Source organism: uncultured Rothia sp., assembly GCF_916715725.1.
Classification (GTDB): Bacteria; Actinomycetota; Actinomycetes; order Actinomycetales; family Micrococcaceae; genus Rothia.
In genome coordinates this window covers 134710-152578 of record NZ_CAKAPD010000004.1, presented here as the reverse complement: position 1 = coordinate 152578, position 17869 = coordinate 134710, and the positions used below count along the sequence as shown (strand labels likewise).

The 17869-nt window shown below is 58.9% G+C and carries 16 protein-coding genes; 11 read left to right on the top strand and 5 right to left on the bottom strand.

Annotated features, from left to right (window positions below; translation table 11 throughout):
* Positions 1-268: 268 nt before the first annotated feature.
* Positions 269-1276 carry a class II fructose-bisphosphatase gene (glpX, locus tag QZ822_RS04195; protein WP_049342937.1) on the top strand — a complete coding sequence of 336 codons (1008 nt, stop codon included), beginning with the start codon at positions 269-271 and terminating at the stop codon, positions 1274-1276.
* A 150-nt stretch (positions 1277-1426) separates the two neighbouring features.
* On the opposite strand, the gene QZ822_RS04190 is transcribed toward glpX, so the two are convergent.
* The 3 genes from QZ822_RS04190 to QZ822_RS04180 form a co-directional block, all read right to left on the bottom strand.
* The gene (locus QZ822_RS04190; RefSeq protein WP_294642822.1) at positions 1427-2428 is read right to left on the bottom strand and encodes a peptidoglycan bridge formation glycyltransferase FemA/FemB family protein; all 1002 of its coding nucleotides are present in this window, start codon (positions 2426-2428) and stop codon (positions 1427-1429) included.
* A 19-nt stretch (positions 2429-2447) separates the two neighbouring features.
* Positions 2448-3086 carry a 5-(carboxyamino)imidazole ribonucleotide mutase gene (gene purE / locus QZ822_RS04185; RefSeq protein WP_294642820.1) on the bottom strand — a complete coding sequence of 213 codons (639 nt, stop codon included), beginning with the start codon at positions 3084-3086 and terminating at the stop codon, positions 2448-2450.
* Positions 3087-3185: 99 nt separating this feature from the next.
* Entirely contained in the window at positions 3186-4376 is a 1191-nt protein-coding gene (locus QZ822_RS04180; RefSeq protein WP_294642818.1) for a 5-(carboxyamino)imidazole ribonucleotide synthase, read from the bottom strand.
* A 369-nt stretch (positions 4377-4745) separates the two neighbouring features.
* Between QZ822_RS04180 and QZ822_RS04175 the strand changes: the two genes are divergently transcribed.
* Positions 4746-5363: a GtrA family protein gene (locus tag QZ822_RS04175; RefSeq protein WP_294642816.1), complete on the top strand. Its 618-nt coding sequence runs from the start codon at positions 4746-4748 to the stop codon at positions 5361-5363.
* 124 nt (positions 5364-5487) lie between these two features.
* Here the strand turns inward: QZ822_RS04175 and QZ822_RS04170 are convergent, their stop codons facing one another.
* Complete coding sequence (locus tag QZ822_RS04170; protein ID WP_070604210.1) at positions 5488-6288, bottom strand: TIGR03089 family protein; 801 nt, start codon at positions 6286-6288, stop codon at positions 5488-5490.
* A 651-nt stretch (positions 6289-6939) separates the two neighbouring features.
* Here QZ822_RS04170 and QZ822_RS04165 point away from each other — a divergent pair.
* From QZ822_RS04165 to QZ822_RS04155, 3 genes are all read left to right on the top strand, one after another.
* Positions 6940-7356: a WhiB family transcriptional regulator gene (locus tag QZ822_RS04165; protein WP_294642814.1), complete on the top strand. Its 417-nt coding sequence runs from the start codon at positions 6940-6942 to the stop codon at positions 7354-7356.
* A gap of 20 nt (positions 7357-7376) precedes the next feature.
* Positions 7377-7604 carry a DUF3499 family protein gene (locus tag QZ822_RS04160; protein WP_294642812.1) on the top strand — a complete coding sequence of 76 codons (228 nt, stop codon included), beginning with the start codon at positions 7377-7379 and terminating at the stop codon, positions 7602-7604.
* Between the two features lie 147 nt (positions 7605-7751).
* Positions 7752-9086, top strand: a complete 1335-nt coding sequence (locus tag QZ822_RS04155; RefSeq protein ID WP_294642810.1) for a TIGR01906 family membrane protein — start codon at positions 7752-7754, stop codon at positions 9084-9086.
* A 146-nt stretch (positions 9087-9232) separates the two neighbouring features.
* On the opposite strand, the gene QZ822_RS04150 is transcribed toward QZ822_RS04155, so the two are convergent.
* A complete protein-coding gene (locus tag QZ822_RS04150) occupies positions 9233-10879 on the bottom strand; it encodes a dolichyl-phosphate-mannose--protein mannosyltransferase (protein ID WP_294642807.1) in 1647 nt (548 codons plus the stop codon).
* A 196-nt stretch (positions 10880-11075) separates the two neighbouring features.
* Between QZ822_RS04150 and rsmI the strand changes: the two genes are divergently transcribed.
* The 6 genes from rsmI (at position 11076) to QZ822_RS04120 (ending at position 17673) form a co-directional block, all read left to right on the top strand.
* Complete coding sequence (gene rsmI / locus QZ822_RS04145; protein WP_294642806.1) at positions 11076-12014, top strand: 16S rRNA (cytidine(1402)-2'-O)-methyltransferase; 939 nt, start codon at positions 11076-11078, stop codon at positions 12012-12014.
* 52 nt (positions 12015-12066) lie between these two features.
* Entirely contained in the window at positions 12067-13140 is a 1074-nt protein-coding gene (locus QZ822_RS04140) for a TatD family hydrolase (protein WP_294642804.1), read from the top strand.
* 474 nt (positions 13141-13614) lie between these two features.
* A complete protein-coding gene (locus QZ822_RS04135) occupies positions 13615-14436 on the top strand; it encodes a glycosyltransferase family 25 protein (RefSeq protein ID WP_294642802.1) in 822 nt (273 codons plus the stop codon).
* Positions 14437-14838: 402 nt separating this feature from the next.
* Positions 14839-15660, top strand: coding sequence for a glycosyltransferase family 25 protein (locus QZ822_RS04130; RefSeq protein ID WP_049338737.1), 822 nt, complete (start codon positions 14839-14841; stop codon positions 15658-15660).
* Positions 15661-15705: 45 nt separating this feature from the next.
* On the top strand, positions 15706-16578 hold the full coding sequence (gene rsmA / locus QZ822_RS04125; RefSeq protein WP_294642800.1) for a 16S rRNA (adenine(1518)-N(6)/adenine(1519)-N(6))-dimethyltransferase RsmA: 873 nt from the start codon (positions 15706-15708) through the stop codon (positions 16576-16578).
* 87 nt (positions 16579-16665) lie between these two features.
* Positions 16666-17673 (top strand): 4-diphosphocytidyl-2C-methyl-D-erythritol kinase, encoded by a 1008-nt coding sequence (locus QZ822_RS04120; RefSeq protein ID WP_294642798.1) that lies wholly within the window; start codon positions 16666-16668, stop codon positions 17671-17673.
* The last annotated feature ends 196 nt before the right edge of the window (positions 17674-17869 follow it).

Below are 17869 nucleotides of genomic sequence, written 5' to 3'. Positions count from 1 at the left end.
TAAATATGCGAAAAATAGCTAGTTTGGCACGCCTTCACAACACCCAAAATCAGCGCCTCAGAGCACAAGAAACGTCGAAGAGAGACGCAGCCCTCACCGATTTGCCGCATCTGCTCACCTTAAAGTCAACACGCACGCAAACTCGTTCAGAACAAGAAAAACGAAGCCTGAGCGCGCTATCCTGAAAGGAGCACTACTGCGTCGGCGACTTCGTGCTGGAAAGAACCAGCCAGCCGACGGTGTATTCAGAAATCTCGAAGGTGAGTCTATGACTACGAACAACAACCACGGCGATCGCAACCTCGCAATGGAACTGGTCCGCGCGACTGAAGCAGCAGCAATTGCTGCAGGCCCCTGGGTCGGCGCAGGCGAAAAGAACCTCGCAGATGGTGCAGCCGTAGACGCAATGCGTTACCGCCTCTCCACCGTCAACTTCAACGGCACCGTCGTCATCGGTGAAGGCGAGAAGGACAAGGCTCCCATGCTGTACAACGGCGAGAACGTCGGCGACGGCTCCGGCCCCTCCCTCGACGTCGCGGTTGACCCCATCGACGGTACCCGCCTGACCGCACTCGGCATGGACAACGCCCTCTCCGTGATTGCTGTGGCAGATGGCGGCACCATGTTCGACCCCTCCGCAGTGTTCTACATGGAGAAGCTGGTCACCGGCCCCGACGCCGCAGAGTTCGTGGACCTGCGCCTGCCCGTCAAGCAGAACCTGCACCTGGTCGCTAAGGCTAAGGGCAAGAAGGTCAGCGAGCTGACCGTATGCGTGCTGGACCGCCCCCGCCACGCCAAGCTGATCCAGGAGATTCGCGAGGCAGGTGCCCGTACCCGCATCATCCTCGACGGTGACGTCGCCGGCGCTATCGCAGCCTGCCGCGAAAACACCGGCGTGGACCTCATGCTCGGCACCGGCGGCACCCCCGAAGGCGTTGTCGCAGCGTGCGCTATCAAGGCAACCGGTGGCGTTATCCAGGGCCGCCTGGCACCGACCGACGAGGCAGAGCGTGAAAAGGCACTGGAAGCCGGTCACGACCTGGACCGCGTGCTGACCACCAACGACCTGGTCACCAGCGACAACTGCTTCTTCGCCGCAACCGGTATCACCGACGGCAAGCTGCTGCGCGGCGTGCGCTACAGCAAGAACGTTGTGACCACCCAGTCGCTGGTCATGCGTTCCTCCTCGGGCACCGTGCGTACCGTTGAGGCTGAGCACCGCCTCTCCCGCCTGCGCGAGATCCTCTCGCACACCAAGAGCCCCGGCGAAGCCTAAGCCTTTGAGGTAGCCCCCAAACATACGGAGCCGCCCCCAACCGAGTGATTCGGTTGGGGGCGGCTCCCTTGTATATTTAAGCCCATATATTGGCTCGTATATTTAGCTTTTAGCTCTCAGAACCTACCCAGATTGGGGCGCCTGAAGTCGTTAGCGAGAGCGGAAGGACTGAACCTTTGCCTTCGCCTTTGCCACTGCATCGCAAACCGCAGGACGAGCCTTGTACGCCAGGGTGTAGGCGCGGTAACCCAGCGAGGTGACCGGCACATCCCAGGTACCCGGGTACTCCACGGACTCGCCGCCGAAGGACTTCTTGAACTTCGTGAAACCGGCCCACTCGTGATCCGGCTGATCCTCCGGCGCGATGCCGAAGAGGTCAACGTACTTCAGGCCCTTACGCTTAGCGTCCAGGATTAAGTTCGTCATCACCACAACACCGGCACTAAGGGTGCGGTGCTCGAAGGATGCCGCCGCGTGCGCGTAGGTGCGGGTATCGTCCGAATCGTACACGAACGCCGCCGCAATCGGGGTGCTTTCGCCGTTCTCGCCCGCCAGCTTCGCAATGTAGAGCGACGCCGCACCGGCGGGCATCAGCACGCGAGCCGCCTGCATCAGGTAGTCGTCGTGCTGACGGTTGAAGCCGTTACGCTCCGCGGTCTCCTCGAGGAAGCCGAAGAGAATCGACATATCCGAGGGATTGGTCGACACCTCAACGGTCACGCCCTTCTTGTGGATATTACGATGACGAGTACGATAACCGGAAATCATTCCCTTGATGATCTCATCCTCGGTGCCCGAGAGGTCAATAATCTGCGTGTGCGAAGGCTGCACCTGGCGAGGAGCCAGAACCGCACCGCGACGAGCCAGGAACGCCGCAGCATCCTGATCGCCCCAGATGGCGGACTCAGTAGGCTCAATACGCACAAACAGACAACGAAGCTTCGCGGCCTCTTCCTTCAACGAGGCAAGAGCCTCGTCGAAGGCCACAGCGCTCGAAGCAACCGGTCCGTACGGGCTGTACAAGTAGCGGCCGGTAGCACCGCCCTCAACGGTCGCAAGGTACGACCAGCCGTTACCGCTCTTACGAATTACGGTGTGACCATTAGATTCCTGAAAACGTGCCCAAATATCGGACTGAAGAATATTGCTCATACTTCTAGTGTATCCGAGCTTAGGGAACGTAAGCCTGCGGCTCCGAGGAAGCCTCGGGAGCAGGTGCCGGGCGAGTCGAGGAGGTGCTCTCCTCAGCCTCATGCTCGGCAGCAGCCTTCGCCTTCGCCTCGGCTACGCGGGTGCGCAGGGCGGCGCCCTTGTCCATAGCGCTCTGACGCAGATCCTGAGAGAACTGACGCAGGTCGTCATGCACCTGGCGGGCGAAAGAATCAGTACCCGAACCCAGGATGCGCAGGGCCAGCAGACCCGCATTGCGAGCACCGTTAATGGACACGGTAGCCACCGGAACACCGGCGGGCATCTGGACAATCGACAGCAGCGAGTCCATGCCTTCGAGGTTCTTCAGGCGCACCGGAACACCAATCACCGGCAGAGCGGTGACGGAGGCGAGCATGCCCGGCAGGTGAGCGGCACCGCCGGCACCGGCAATAATCACGCGGATACCGCGGCTGTGAGCCTTCTTGCCGTACTCAATCATGTCCTCGGGCATGCGGTGAGCCGAGACGACGTCAGCCTCGTAGGGGATGCCGAACTCGTCCAGAACCTCGGCTGCGGCCTCCATGACCGACCAGTCCGAATCCGAACCCATCACAATGCCAACGATGGGCTGGGAGGAATCATAGGGAGACTGAGACATAATCCTCATATCCTTTCAGGATGCGGTGGCGAACCACCATCACTAGGGGGTACCGGATATGCAGGATGCACTCACCCCGCGCACCGGCTAAAACAGGGGCTACAGGGGGCGGCCGTCACGCAAAATGGAGGCGGCATTCGCGGCGCTGTGGCGCAACTCGTCAAGCTCAGCCACCGTGCCAGTAATGTTCACGTGACCAATCTTGCGTCCCGGACGGGTTTCCTTGCCGTAGAAGTGAATCTTTGCGCGCGGCTCAGCCGAAAGCGCCAGCGGGTAGACGCCGAAGATATCCTCGTTCTCGCCGCCCAGGTAGTTCTTCATCACTGCAACGCCCTCCAGCACGGAGGTATCGCCCAGCGGCAGATCAAGCACCGCACGCAGGTGCTGCTCAAACTGGCTGGTCACCGAACCGTCCTGAGTCCAGTGGCCGGTGTTGTGCGGGCGCATCGCCAGTTCGTTGATGTAGAAGCCTGCGGGGGAGCCGGGCACCTCAAAAAGCTCAGCAGCCATCACACCGGTGACACCCAGCTCGGAAGCAATAGTCACGGCGGCGGAAGCGGCAGCCTCAGCAATCTCGGGGTCCAGATTCTGCGCGGGGGCAATGACCTCGTCACAGATGGAGTTCACCTGGATGGTCTCAACGACCGGCCAGGGGCGCACCTCGCCGCTTTCACGGCGAGCAACCAGCGCGGAGAGCTCACGGGTGAAGGGCACCTTCTCCTCAGCGAGCAGGGCGGAGAAATCAGTGCGGGAAGGCAGCTGCTCGAACCACTCGGCGCTGCGCTCGCGAGCATCGGCGGGGGAATCCAGAACGAGAACGCCCTTGCCGTCGTAGCCGCCGCGCGGGGTCTTCAACACCACGGGCCAGCCGATCTCATCACCGAAGGCGAGCAGCTCGTCCAGGGTAGAAACCTGAGCCCAACGCGGGTTCGGCAGACCCAGGCGCTCAACGGCCTGGCGCATCAGGAGCTTGTCCTGGGCGTACTGCAGGGCTTCGGGGCGGGGCTGAACGTTCACGCCCTCTGCCATGAGGGTGCGCAGAAATTCGGTGGGCACGTGCTCATGGTCGAAAGTGATGACATCCTTGCCGCGAGCAAATTCGCGGAGGGTGTCCAAATCTTTGTAGTCCCCGACGGGTGCGGTACGTACCGCCGCCACGGCGCCGACGGTGGGCGCCTCCGCAAGAATCTGCAGGTCGAGGCCAAGGTTAGTTGCTGCGGGTGCCATCATGCGGGCCAGCTGGCCTCCACCGATGACGCCAATTACGGGTCCAGTCACAGGGTAAGTCACAGCACCTAAGTGTACCGGTTTCAGAGTGCTTATGGGAGCAAGACCACATTAAGGTCACAGAATGGGTGTCAGAGAGGTGAAACGATCCAACGCATAGATTCTTGCGCGGTCGATGTAACGCGGCGGATACGCGGGTAAAGCCCTCAAGCTTGCCTCTTTGGCATCATCAGGGGCGAGGTGAACGGAGGCGTCCCGATAGCTGGGAGGTCCATGGAAAAACTCTCAGAGGTACAGAGAAGACAGCAGGACTGTATTAACATATAAGAGCTTGTAAAAGAGGCTGAAGCATTCGACCGTCGCCGCGTAACTAGCGCCCACCGTCGCATATCGCCCCTTTTTCCCGATAAAACTCCGCTAGATAGGCCCCGTATGAGCGCACAGACGAAACCGACCCTCACCGAACGCTTGAAATCCCTCTGGGACAGCTACGGTATTGAGGTGCTCAAATTCGGTACCGTGGGCGGCGCCGCCTTCATCGTGAACTCTGTGACGGTGTGGATGCTGATGATGACCATCATGTCGGAGTCCCACACTAAGGCGAAGGTCGTTGCAAGTGTTGTCGCAACCATCTTCTCCTGGCTCATGAATCGCCTGTGGACCTTCCGCGACTCCCGCTCCGAGAACTGGAAGCGCGAAGCTATCGAATTCGGCTTGGTCAACCTGCTCGGCATCCTCGTTGAGGCAGGCTGTGTGGCATTCAGCACCTACGTGCTGAACCTGCGCACCCCCGAGGCGTCCTTCATCTCCGGTACGATCATCGGTACCATCCTGGGCACCATCCTTCGCTACTTCCTTTACCGCTTCTGGGTGTACGGTTCGCACCGCCAGAAGGTTGACGAAGGTGAAGGCACCGACCACGAGGAGCTCGGCCGCATGTTTGACGATGCCGCCGCTATCCTCGACGGCGAAGAGCCCGCAGCACGTAAGGCAACCTCTGAAGCGGCTGCATCCGAGGCGCAGTCGAAGCCCGGTTCGCAGAACTCCTAGACCCGCCTAAGGCCGACCATCAGCTAAGACTTGTTCCAAAAACTTATCCCCCGATACACGCTGTATCGGGGGATAAGTTTTTTAAAAATCTAGAAACTTTGGAAGACTCACTAGGCGCGGGAAACTAGCTGCGGGGAATCTCCACTGCACGCTCGGAATCCATCAGAGACGCCAGCTGCTCATCCTGCCAGTCCACGCTCGGGTCAGCCACAAACACCGCATGACCGGAGAGCAAAATCGCCAGAACCTCCAACAGGGCGCTCATGGTCGCCTCCGACGCATCAAAAGCGTAATCGGGGCTCAACTCCAGCGCGAGCGCACGCTGACCCGAAGGCAGCGCATAACCCGCCGTGCGATAAATCTGCGCCTGTGCAAGCGCCTGCTCGTACGCCTCTGCGTATGTGAAGCCCTCAAGCACCTCTGCCGAGTCATCCGGAAGCATACCGGAGTACTGGTCGCCAAAGCTACGCACCAGCGCGCAATAATCGAGCACCTCATCGGCATAGGAGGACAGCGCCTGCAGGTCACCGGTGTAAGAAAGCGCCAGCGGGGCACGATCAACCGCCAGAAGGTACGCGGGGTCGTTCGTGTAGCCAGCCTCCTGCTCGGTGCAGACTGCGGCAACCAACGGCTCATCCTGGTTCAGCAGAGCGCCCACACGCAGCGCCGCCAAGCCCAGAACAATAGTGCGCCAGTGCAGGGGAGCCTGAAGGTCAAAGTCCTCACCAGGCTCCAGTTCGCATTCTTCAACCAGCAGGTTTGCGCTCTTATCAACCCAATTCATGAGGACCCTGCCGGAGAGCTCGATGCGCTCGCCATTTACCGAATACCAGATGAGGGCGGGAGTCTGCTGGCTGCTGAGCTTCTCAAAGAAGCGGTTCAGAGTTGTGGGCACGGAGGCGCCGGTGGGGGAGAGAGTAACCATGGGTTTCACTCTACCGCACCGTGTGGTGGGGCGCGTGGAGAAGCCGACGCGGGAGTAAAAGATACAGGGGTAAAGTAAAAACGCCTAAGGATGCCTTAAAAAATCTAATGGCTCAAAATGTTTGACAGCCCTAATGTCTCATTTTGGAATGTGGCATAAATATAAATTGGAAATGTAAATGGTTCGCAATGCCTCGAAAAATATTCAGAAACCGCATGGTGAAAAAGATAAGTTTTTCTTATCTAATTATTAGAATCTTTCCTCGCACTCGAGATGGGGTGGGTGGGGTGGTCGTCGTGAACCCTTATATTTGCGGTCAGCATGCGGAATTTACGGGCGATGGAAACCACTCCTGGAGAAGGGAAAACCTGGGTGTCCCTTAGGTGTGAGCGAGGGTAAGTGGTGCGTGGGAAAATATATAAAGGTCAAATTTACATTAAATATGACGCCCCTAACACATACATCTAAATATTGTTTAAGTCTAGTTTGACGAAACGGCGTGTCGCACGTCTAATAGATATATAAGCGTGTTTGCCTTGGAGGGACCGTAGAGGCCAAAGCGAACCATGCCACACCATACACACTAAGATTCCGTCGACGACGGATCCGCAGACTCATTAAGCTCACAATGAGAACACGGAAGGAAAACCCATGGGCTCCTACATTGCATCGGACCGCTCCATCGCGGCCGCGCGCGCATCAGGCGCTCAGCACCGTAGCATGAATCCCACTCAATCTCTCGAAAAAGCCACCGACACCTTTCTCGCAGACGCAGAACGAAACATGCCTGCCTGCACCGACGTATGGACCGCAGCGGCAGGACTCTACGGAACCGAAGGCGAAGACGGAGAACTCGCCTGGCAAGCTGAAGCACTCTGCGCCCAGACCGACCCCGAAGCCTTCTTCCCCGAGAAGGGCGGCTCCACCCGAGACGCCAAAAGGGTATGCGGTGTATGCCCCGTGCGCGAAGAATGTCTACAATATGCAATGGACAATGACGAGCGCTTCGGAATCTGGGGCGGGCTGTCAGAACGTGAACGCCGCCGACTGCGCAAGCAGGCGAGCTAAGCCAGGAAGGTACCATCTACATGCAGACCGCACGACTGTGCTCCCGCCAGACCTGCCAGCGAGAGGCGACTGTTACTCTCCACTACTCCTACGCAGATTCCACGGCACTCATTGACGCGCTCTCTGAATTTCGCGAACCCCACGCCTACGACCTCTGCGACGACCACGCCGCACGACTGACGGCACCTCAGGGTTGGCGAGTGGTCTACAAGGTACCCCTCCAGGGTGCGGACACCACCGAATCCTAGAATTCGAACCCAAGATTTAAACACCCGAATGCAAAGAACCTTCCGTGAATTCACACGGAAGGTTCTTTGCGTATGAGAAACTGGCAGATAGTACAGACACCCGCAACTCACTCAAACACCATTCACTCGAAGAAGAACGCGAGATCAATGAGCAAAGAAACACACCGAGGAATGTGGGGCGCACTGCGCCCGGCCATCCGCCGCAATAGCGCCGAAGAACTTCTCAAGGCCCGCCGCGCAGAGACCGTCACCAGCGAACCGGCACCGCACACCGGCGCATTCGGTCGCATCGCAGCAGACGTACCCACCGTCGCTGAAGAACCCGACCTGCCCACCGGTTCCGTACCCGTCGTCCCGGCACGCAGCAAACTTCGTGAGCAGGGCGTCGGCACCCGCGTGCGCACCCGCACCAACGTCTCCACCGGCTTCGTACCCCTCGTCCGCGATTCGAAGAGTACCCCCAAAAACCCGACCCTCAGCGACCTCAACCGCGAAACCATGCAGCGCGCCGCCGAAGCAGAAGCAGCGGCAGCAGCAGAAGCCGAAAAGGCCGCTGAAGCAGAAACCGTCGCCACCGCGGAGGCGGCAAGCGCCTCCACCGCCGGACGCAAGTACCGCACCGAAACCACCCGCACCGGTCACACCCATGCGGTCGCAGACCCCAACGCGCCGCTGTCCTCCCTGGCAGCCTCGCCCGAAGCGGCAGAACGCGCCGCAGCACGCGAAGACGCCGTGGAAGACACCCCGCGCTTCCTCAAGCTCCGCGCAACCCTCATCGCGCTCACCGTACCGCTGACCGTACTCATGATCGCGATCCGCGCCGTAGCCTCCGCACCCTTCCTCTGGCTCGAATACCACCGACCCGGATTCCCCGAAGACAGCTACGGCTACTACCTGGTCGAGAGGATGCGCCTGGGCTCCTACGGCGTGGACTACATCAACAACTTTGCGCCGCGAGAATACCTTGCCCGCGTCACCACCGGCGCCGACAATACCCTTGCCTTCACCGAAGCAGAAGTGAACCACATGCACGACGTGAAGTGGGTACTGCTCATCGCCACCGTAGCCGTTGCCGTGCTCTTCCTGCTGACGCTCTTTAGCAGCATCTCCCTGCGCGAGCGCGCCCCCGGAACCATCCGCCGCAGCCTCTTTAGCGGCGCATGGATTACTCTGGGACTCATTATGGTGCTCGGCGTCGTGGGCGTCTTCGGCTGGGAATGGCTGTTCACCACCTTCCACCAGGTATTCTTCCCGCAGGGCAACTGGGAGTTCTCCGTGCGAAGCTCCCTCATCCGCCTCTACCCGCCGCAATTCTGGATCGATGCAGCAATCACCGTAGCGGTCCTCGTTGCCGCGCAGATTACCCTCCTGCTCGTGACCACCTGGCCCACCAAATACCGAAAGCTCAAGGCAGAACGCCGCCGCCAGGAACGTCAGGAACTGCGCGTCAAGCTCGCCTCCGCACGCGTCGGCGACAACTAAAAAACATCAGCCACTTCACCGCACGAACCAGCGCGGAAAGGGCACAACAAAGGGGGCTGGGCTCTACCACACGGTAGAACCCAGCCCCCTTCGCTATACCCAAGCTCGCATCGCCCGATCCTAAAACCCCAGCCTAAAAACCGAGCCTAAATCCAGGACTTAAACCACATATGCGAATACCACTGCTCATACGGAATTACCTGAGCAGTCCACAGCGGCATAAAGTACGCGCTCAACACCAGTACACCCACCAGGTAAATCGCCACCAGCGTCACGCCCAAACGAGCACGCAACACCGAACCACGAGCACCCGACAGCGCCAGACCCAAAACACCCGCCAACAGCAGGATCAGGAACGGCTCAAAAGACAGGGCGTAGAAGTAGAACATCGTGCGATTCGGGTACATAAACCACGGGAAATAGCCAGCACCGAACACAACCAGCAGCGCACCAAAACGCCAATCCCGCTTCAGCAGCAGAACCAGAAGCGCCACAATAATCGCCGGAATAAAAGCCCACCAAATCGCCGGGTTACCGATATTCAAAATAGCCTCGGAACAGGACTTCACGGTACAGCCAGAAGAACCCAGCTTCGGCGACTCATAGTAGTACGAGGTCGGGCGGCCCAAAACCAGCCACTGCCACGCCTGCGAAGAATACGTATGCGGGCTGCTCAAACCAGAATGGAACTTAAACGCCGACACATGATACTCCCACAAGGAACGCAGATCCTCAGGAAGCCACATGACGCCCTTGCCCGGGTTCTCAACAGCCCAACGGCGGAAATACGCATTCGACGACTGGAACCAGCCCGCCCAAGTGCTCAGATACACCAGCAGACCCACACCAATCATCTGGAAGAACGCGGGGATGCCGTCACGCACCAGCGCCGTCAAACCCCACTTGTCCAGGCCAACAATACGGCGAGCATTAATATCCCAGAACACCGTCAGCAGACCCATCGCCGCAATAAAGAACAGCGAATTCCACTTCACACCCACCGCAGCACCGGCGCACACACCGGCAGCAAAACGCCACAGGCGCAGACCCATACTCGGGCCCCACGGCATCGGCGGAAGCACACCGCTATTCTGGCGTGCCGCCTCCGCAATATTGCGCGCCAACACGCGCCGCGCCTGAATACGGTCAAGCACCAGGCACACAAAAGTCGCCAAAATCCAGAACATCTGGAAAATATCCAGCAGAGCCAGGCGAGACTCCACCAGCATCAGGCCATCCACAGCAGCCAGCAGAGCCGCAATAGTCGCCACCGTCATCGAACGGAACAGCAGCCAGCCAGCATACGCAATCAACGCCACCGACAGGGTGCCAATCACCGCAGCAGAAACACGCCAACCAAAGGGATTATTATCACCAAAAATCGCCATGCCCGCGGCAATCATCCACTTACCCAACGGCGGATGCACCACATACTCCGGCGAATCCGTCAACAGACCCGACGGGTGACCCGCCGCAAAGGAAGCATTAGCGTCCTTCGACCAGCTCAACTCATAGCCATAATGCACATACGAGTAGGCATCCTTGGCGTAGTACGTCTCATCAAAAACAATGGCATTCGGATGCGCCAAATTATAAAAACGCAGAATGCCGGCAACCAGCACAATCAATGCGGGCGCCAACCAACCCCATCGCGGGGCACGAATATAGGCAACAGCGAGCGCATCCAGCAGAGAATCGAGGCTGTAACGACCACGCTCAGACGAAGAACGGGCAGAACCAGCCGAACCAGCCGGAGCGGCAGATGCGGGAGAAAGTAGCTTAGGTATCTTCACCCCATCAATCCTAAAGGGTCAGAACGCACGATGCACCATTTCAGCCCGTGAACGGCTTATATGAAGCACCCTGAACCTGCTCCTGACGCAGCGCCCCGCCCGGTGCCTCACCCGGCAAGATCACCCGGCGCCGGATTGAGCGCGGGCGTTACACTTAGTGGGTACACGAAGACCAGACACAGACACGAGGCCTGCCATGACCGCACCCGCAGAATACACCGAAGAGATTGTCGACCCCTCAGAAACGGTCGAGGCACCCGAGACTGACACCGCTGACGCTACTGTCACCTCTGAAGAAGGCGGCGTGCTCATCCTCGGCGGCACCCCCATCGGCAACCTTGCCGACGCCTCCGACCGACTGCGCTCGGCTCTTGCCACCGCAGACCTCATCGCCGTTGAAGACACCCGCAAGCTACGAACCCTCGCCTCCGGGCTTGGCGTGCGCACCCGCGGTCGCGTCATCGTCAACCACGACCATAACGAAGAAGAACGTAGCGCAACCATCGTGCAATCGGTACAGGACGGTCAGCGCGTGCTACTGCTCTCGGATGCGGGCATGCCCACCATCTCCGACCCCGGCTACGTTGCCGCCGCAGCCGTCGCGGAAGCCGACCTGCCCGTCACCGTGGTGCCCGGCCCCTCCGCTGCACTGACCGCGCTCGCGCTCTCCGGCCTGCCCACCGGACGATTCACCTTCGAAGGCTTCCTCGCCCGCAAGGGCTCCGAGCGCACCCGCCGCCTTGCATCGCTGGCGGGGGAGGAGCGCACCATGATTTTCTACGAATCCCCGCACCGCACCGCCGCAACCCTGGCAGACTTCGTGCAGACCTTCGGCGCTGACCGCCGCGGAACGGTCAGCCGTGAGCTAACTAAGCTTCACGAAGAGGTTCGACGCGGTACCCTGGCTGAGCTTGCCGAATGGGCTGACTCTGAACGCGTCCGAGGCGAAATCGTCATTATTGTTGAGGGCGCACAAGCCCCCGAAACCCCCGAAGCGCAGGACGTAGTGCAGCTGGTCCTCGACCGCGTGGCTGGCGGCGAGCGCCTCAAGAGCGCCTGCACCGCGGTTGCCGCCGAGACCGGCACCTCCAAGCGTGACCTGTACGAGGCGGCATTGGCTGCCCGCTCCGAATAACCCAGAAACACCCCGCAGCTTTACCCCGCAGTTTTATCCCAAGGATTTATCAATGTGTCAGAGCCACCCCGGTCCTGAAATCACCCAGGAGTACCTGAATTCCCTCGCCGCCCTGGCGAACTACACCCTGCCCACCCCCATGGCACTCCAGGCAACCGCACTGCCTAACGGCTGGGAACCGGTGCCCGGTGAAGTACCCGCACCCTATAAGGCGGAACTCTACACCGGCATCAGCGACGCCGAAGGCGGAGAAGGAACCCGCCGCCGCTCCACCACCGGCGAGAACGGCCGCAGCCGCAACCTGGTCTTCCCGCCCGCCCCCGAGCCGCTACCGTACCCGATTGTGGATAACCACACCCACATGGACCTGCTCGACGGCGAAGTAGAAATCAGCGCCCGCGACGCACTCGACGCCGGCGAGAAGCTCGGCATCGCCGCCATCGTGCAGGTCGGATGCGATATCCCCTCCTCCCTGTACGCGGTCGCCGCCGCGCAGGCTGATGAGCGCGTCCTCGCCGCCATTGCGATTCACCCCAACACCGCCCCCGAACTGGCTGCAGCCGGTCAGCTGGAGGCGGCGCTCGCCACCCTCGATGAGCTCGCCGCCGCCGACCGTGTGCGTGCTATCGGTGAGACCGGCCTGGACTATTTCCGCACCGGTGAGGAAGGCAAGGAGGCGCAGCACTACAGCTTCCGCGAGCACATCCGCCTGGCGAAGAAACACAACCTGGCACTGCAGATTCACGACCGTGACGCCCACGAGGACGTCGTGCGCATCCTGGATGAAGAGGGCGCGCCGGAACGTACCGTGTTCCACTGCTACTCGGGCGGCCCGGAGCTTGCCGCGATCTGCAATGAGCGCGGCTGGTATATGAGCTTTGCCGGCACGGTGACTTTCAAGAACTCGAAGGGTATTCAGGAATCGTTGGCGATGGCTCGCCCGGAGCTGATTCTGGCTGAGACGGATGCACCGTTCTTGACCCCGCATCCGTTCCGAGGCCGCCCGAATGCCTCCTACATGACGAACTACACGGTGCGTTTTATAGCGGCTCACCGCGGTGAGGAGCTGGAGGCGCTCTGCCGCCGTATTCGTGAGAATTCTGAGCGGGTTTACGGTCAGTGGTAGGCGTGCACAGCATGTAGCTGATAGCTACTCCGGATCGCCTGCGTATTGCCTTGGCTCCAAAGATGCGTTTGGCGAATGCAAAGAACGCCCTGGACGCCACCATTGATGAGGTGAAGCAGCGGCTGGGCAAGGCGAAATAAGTAGGCCTCTTTGAGAAAGCCTTTCTTTGCCATATATGTATGGCGGGGAGAGGCTTTTTTGTAGCTATTTTCAGCTCTAGTGCGTGAGGTAGCGCGTAACGTGCGAGATATAACAGGGGGCTGTACGCCAATTGTTGGGTGCTATCTTCACTTGAGTGATAGTGTATTTCATACATACGATTCATCACTCACTGACTAGGCGACGTGTTATCGTGCGTGCATATTTTCTGCGCGCTTTGTGTTTGTCGTTGCCAAGTCAATACGCGGCACTCATGCGTGGCTTCTGTCGTTTTAGATAAGGACTGTGTGGGTGTGCCACAGCAAAGGGAAAATTATGGCAAAAATCCTGAAATACGTTCTGGGGCTGGATGACGCTAACCGGTTTGATTCTTTCTTCTCGGTGGGGGCACCCGCTCAAGGTTTTCAGCGTTATTCTGCGGTGGATAACCGTGATAATCACGTCACTGATGCACAATTCGATAGCAAGCTGTTCTTGACTCGTTACGGTAAAGAGCCGAGGCCTGCCGAAAAGGGTTGCGCTTTGAGCCACTACCACATGTGGAAGGACTTCCTCGCTTCGGATGCCGACTGGGCTTTGCTGGCAGAGGACGATGTTCTCATTTCCCCTGACCTGCAGCCTGTAGTGGAGAGGATTATCGAAAAGTATCCTCACGTGCAGATGGTTAACCTGGGCGATATCTACGCTTCTGAAGCTGGCAAGCTCAACCCGCAGGTTGATTACCCCCGTCTTTCGTTGCTTTCTCCTTTTGTGTACGGCAAGTACCGTATGGGTAGTGCCTATGGTTCAAAGCCTCTGTATGGTGCTGCCTTGTATCTTCTTTCGCGTTCTGGGGCTGAACGACTCGTAGAATGTTATGGCGAGACGGTTCCCGGCGTTGTTGCTGATGATTATTCTCTCTACCGAGAATGGGGAGTGGACGTATATTTGGTGCAGCCCGGCCTGTGCGGTTGGGAAGGTACCAGCCTCATTCAAACTTCTGGCGTTCGTCACTTGGAAAGTCTCAAGAGCACGCAGCATGGCACCGGTTTTATCGACCGGTTGCGCATCGCTCTGGCGCCGAAGAAGCGTATTGCGAACGCGAAGAATATTCTGGATGCCACTCTCGAAGATGTGAAGCAGCGTCTAGGACGATAATCCAGAGACGGTAACCCAGAGACGGATTGGGCTACTACTATCGCATAAAAATGTGAATACGTGGATCTTCTGCCCTGTCATTTATCCCCTCCCTATCGTGTATATGCGGTAGGGAGGGGATTGTTTTTGCTGTGCACTGGTACACGCGTGCCGTACCGCGTTTTAACCTGCGGACACAAGAGATTGGTGCATGGTGAATGATAGAATTTTTTCTACGTTGCACAGTAGTGTGCGTATTTATCACACGCTCAATATTCAGACTTCATGCCATTAACGCACCGATTTTTAAGATGGATGAACTTTCCTGTCGTGCAGGGGGTCTGATGTTCTGAAAGCTCGCCAATAACCGACGCAATCTTCTATTGCTTAGGTTTTCTGGATGAGCTGTTGAAAGGAAAAAATATGGCAAAGATTCTGAAGTATGTTCTGGGCCTGGACGGCGCGAACCGTTTCGATTCGTTCTATTCGGTGGGTGCGCCGGCGCAAGACTTTATCCGTTATTCTGCGGTGGATAATCGCGATAATCACGTCGCTGATGAAGAATTTGACGTTGAGTTTTTCCGTAGCCGTTGGCATCGTGACCCTAGCCCCGCGGAGAAGGGCTGCATGCTCAGCCATGTGAATATGTGGCGTGACTTTATTGCAAGTGACGCCGATTGGGCGCTGATTGCCGAAGACGACATCCTTATTTCTCCGGATGCTGAGGCGGTCGTGAACGCAATCATCACGAAGTACCCGCAGGTTCAGCTGGTGAACCTCAGCGATTCTTTTGCAAATGATGCCGGCAAGCTGAACCCGCATGTGGAATACATCCGCCTGTCCCTGCTGTCTCCTTTTGTGCACGGTAAGTACCGTATGGGTAAGCCGTACGGTACCTGGCCCCTGATTTGCACCGGCTTGTATTTGATTTCCCGTTCGGGCGCTGAGCTGCTGCTCAAGCAGCTTGAGGACAAGGTGCCGGGTACCGTGGCTGATGATTACAAGCTGTACCAGCAGTGGGGTGTGGATGTGCGTTTTGTGCAGCCGGGCCTGTGCGGCTGGGAGGGTAGTAGCGTCATCTTGGAATCCGGTAAGCGTCATCTGGATAAGGTGAATAGCCTCCAGCACGGTACTGGTCCTCTGGATCGACTGCGCATTGCTTTGGCTCCGAAGAAGCGTATTACAAACGCTAAGAACGCTCTGGAAGCCACTCTTGATGAGGTAAAGCAGCGTTTCTCGCGGTAATCTAAACTGTAACCTCCCCACCATCCACCTATGTGAAGGAACGCTGTGAACGATCTGCCCCTGCTCGGCCCTGCTGAGATTCGTGAGCTTGCCGAGATGCTCGGGATTCGCCCGACGAAGACTCTTGGGCAGAACTTTGTGATTGACCCCAATACGATTCGTCGTATTGTCAGCGCGGCAGAGATTTCACCGGAGGAGACGGTGCTGGAGGTCGGTCCGGGCCTGGGCTCGTTGACCCTCGGCATCCTGGATGCGGCGAAGGATATGGTGGCGGTTGAGATTGACCCGCCGCTGGCTCAGCAGCTTCCGCACACGATTGAGAAGTTCCGCCCCGAGAAGGCGGGCGATATTGACGTGGTGCTCATGGATGCCCTGAAGGTCACCGAGCTGCCCCGCACCCCGGATGCACTGGTCGCTAACCTGCCCTATAACGTGGCTGTTCCGGTTCTTCTTCACCTGTTTGCGCAGTTCCCGAGCATCCGTCACGCCCTGGTGATGGTTCAGGACGAGGTCGCCGACCGCCTGTCGGCGACCCCGGGTTCGAAGATTTACGGTGTGCCCTCGGTGAAGGCTAACTGGTACGCCGAGGTGTACAAGGCGGGCGTGATCGGTAAGAACGTGTTCTGGCCTGCCCCGAAGATTAACTCGGGCCTGGTGGGTTTCCGCATGCGCGAGGAGCCGCTCTCTACCGTTGACCGCGACCTGGTGTTCACGATTATTGATGCGGCATTCGCTCAGCGCCGTAAGACTCTGCGCGCCGCGCTGAGCTCCTGGGCGGGCTCGGGCGCGCGTGCGGAGCAGATTCTTGTGGCTGCCGGTATTGCCCCGACGGAACGCGGTGAGAAGCTGGACATTCACGGCTTTATCCGCATTGCGGAGGCTTCGCTGACTGTCCCGGCTGAGCCTGTAGCGGAGTAGCTTCGCCCGCTGCGGAGTAGTTTCTACCTGCTCTGAATTTTCACTGACGTTCTCACGCGATTTCCCGCACGAAAGGTGTATGCGCTGATGAGTACCGCCTCCCAGACTGCTATTTCGGTTGATGCTCCCGGTAAGGTCAATCTGTACCTTGCCGTGGGAGATGTGCGCCCGGACGGCTACCACCCGCTGACTACGCTTTTTGCTGCGGTCTCTCTGACGGAGACCATCACGGTTTCTGAAGGGGCAGCACCGGGGCTGAGCTTGAGCATGGATATTGTGCCCGGCTCCCTGGTGGACCAGCAGATGCAGGCGGGGCAGTTCGACCCCGCCGCTGTGCCGATGGATGAGCGGAACCTCGTCTACCGGGCCGCCGAGCTAATTCTTGCTGAGCACGGTATTGATTCCGCTCCGGCGCTGCACCTGCATATTGCGAAGGCTGTGCCCGTGGCTGGCGGTATGGCGGGCGGCTCAGCGGATGCGGCTGCCGCCCTCATCGCCACGGACCGCTACCTGCACGCAACCGGCCGCACGGCTACGCTCCTGACACCGGCCGATTATGAGCGCCTCGCCGCACAGCTAGGCGCAGATATTCCCTTTAGCGTGCGTGCCGCGCTCGGGCAGACTCTCGCCCTGGGGCATGGGACCGGAACCGAGCTGCAGAACGTTGCGGCGCCTCAGGAACCTCTGCATCTGGTGATTGTCGCCGCGCAGTTTGGTCTCTCAACCCCCAGCGTATTCAAGCAGCTGGACGCCGGCCGCACCTCGGGTCTGTACCCCGCCTCCGGTGAACTGGTGGAACCCGTAGAGCTTCTTGAAGCTCTGAACTCTTACGACGGTTCGGAGGCGGCGCTCGCCTCCATAGCACCCCTGCTGCGTAACGACCTGCAGGCTCCCGCGCTTTCGTGCGCGCCGCAGCTGGAGCAGACCCTGAGCCTGCGCGATAGTGAGGGCGTGTACGCCTCCCTGGTGTCTGGATCCGGCCCGACGGTGCTTCTGCTGGCTTCTTCGCAGGCTCGGGCGGATGCTCTTGCGTCCGCTCTTCGCGATACGGGCAACCACGCTGTGAGCGCAGTCATTGCGGTTCTGTATCATTAGTATTTGACACATATATACGATCTAATATTCATTCGCTTCCGCTAGCTACTATTCACTGTCTTGAAAAGTCTCGCACTTTCTCTCCCGAATATGTTGTTCGGCATTGGGAGAAGCTTTTCGAATCTATTCACCGTTAGTAGCCGCTGCAACGGATAACCGAATATATACAGAATGCCGGTTCTAGATTGAATCTAGA

Coding starts and splice junctions, on each gene's coding strand:
- glpX (WP_049342937.1), top strand. CDS start 269: ATGACTACGAACAACAACCACGGCGATCGCAACCTCGCAATGGAACTG.
- QZ822_RS04190 (WP_294642822.1), bottom strand. CDS start 2,428: ATGAGCAATATTCTTCAGTCCGATATTTGGGCACGTTTTCAGGAATCT.
- purE (WP_294642820.1), bottom strand. CDS start 3,086: ATGTCTCAGTCTCCCTATGATTCCTCCCAGCCCATCGTTGGCATTGTG.
- QZ822_RS04175 (WP_294642816.1), top strand. CDS start 4,746: ATGAGCGCACAGACGAAACCGACCCTCACCGAACGCTTGAAATCCCTC.
- QZ822_RS04170 (WP_070604210.1), bottom strand. CDS start 6,288: ATGGTTACTCTCTCCCCCACCGGCGCCTCCGTGCCCACAACTCTGAAC.
- QZ822_RS04165 (WP_294642814.1), top strand. CDS start 6,940: ATGGGCTCCTACATTGCATCGGACCGCTCCATCGCGGCCGCGCGCGCA.
- QZ822_RS04160 (WP_294642812.1), top strand. CDS start 7,377: ATGCAGACCGCACGACTGTGCTCCCGCCAGACCTGCCAGCGAGAGGCG.
- QZ822_RS04155 (WP_294642810.1), top strand. CDS start 7,752: ATGAGCAAAGAAACACACCGAGGAATGTGGGGCGCACTGCGCCCGGCC.
- rsmI (WP_294642806.1), top strand. CDS start 11,076: ATGACCGCACCCGCAGAATACACCGAAGAGATTGTCGACCCCTCAGAA.
- QZ822_RS04140 (WP_294642804.1), top strand. CDS start 12,067: ATGTGTCAGAGCCACCCCGGTCCTGAAATCACCCAGGAGTACCTGAAT.
- QZ822_RS04135 (WP_294642802.1), top strand. CDS start 13,615: ATGGCAAAAATCCTGAAATACGTTCTGGGGCTGGATGACGCTAACCGG.
- QZ822_RS04130 (WP_049338737.1), top strand. CDS start 14,839: ATGGCAAAGATTCTGAAGTATGTTCTGGGCCTGGACGGCGCGAACCGT.
- QZ822_RS04120 (WP_294642798.1), top strand. CDS start 16,666: ATGAGTACCGCCTCCCAGACTGCTATTTCGGTTGATGCTCCCGGTAAG.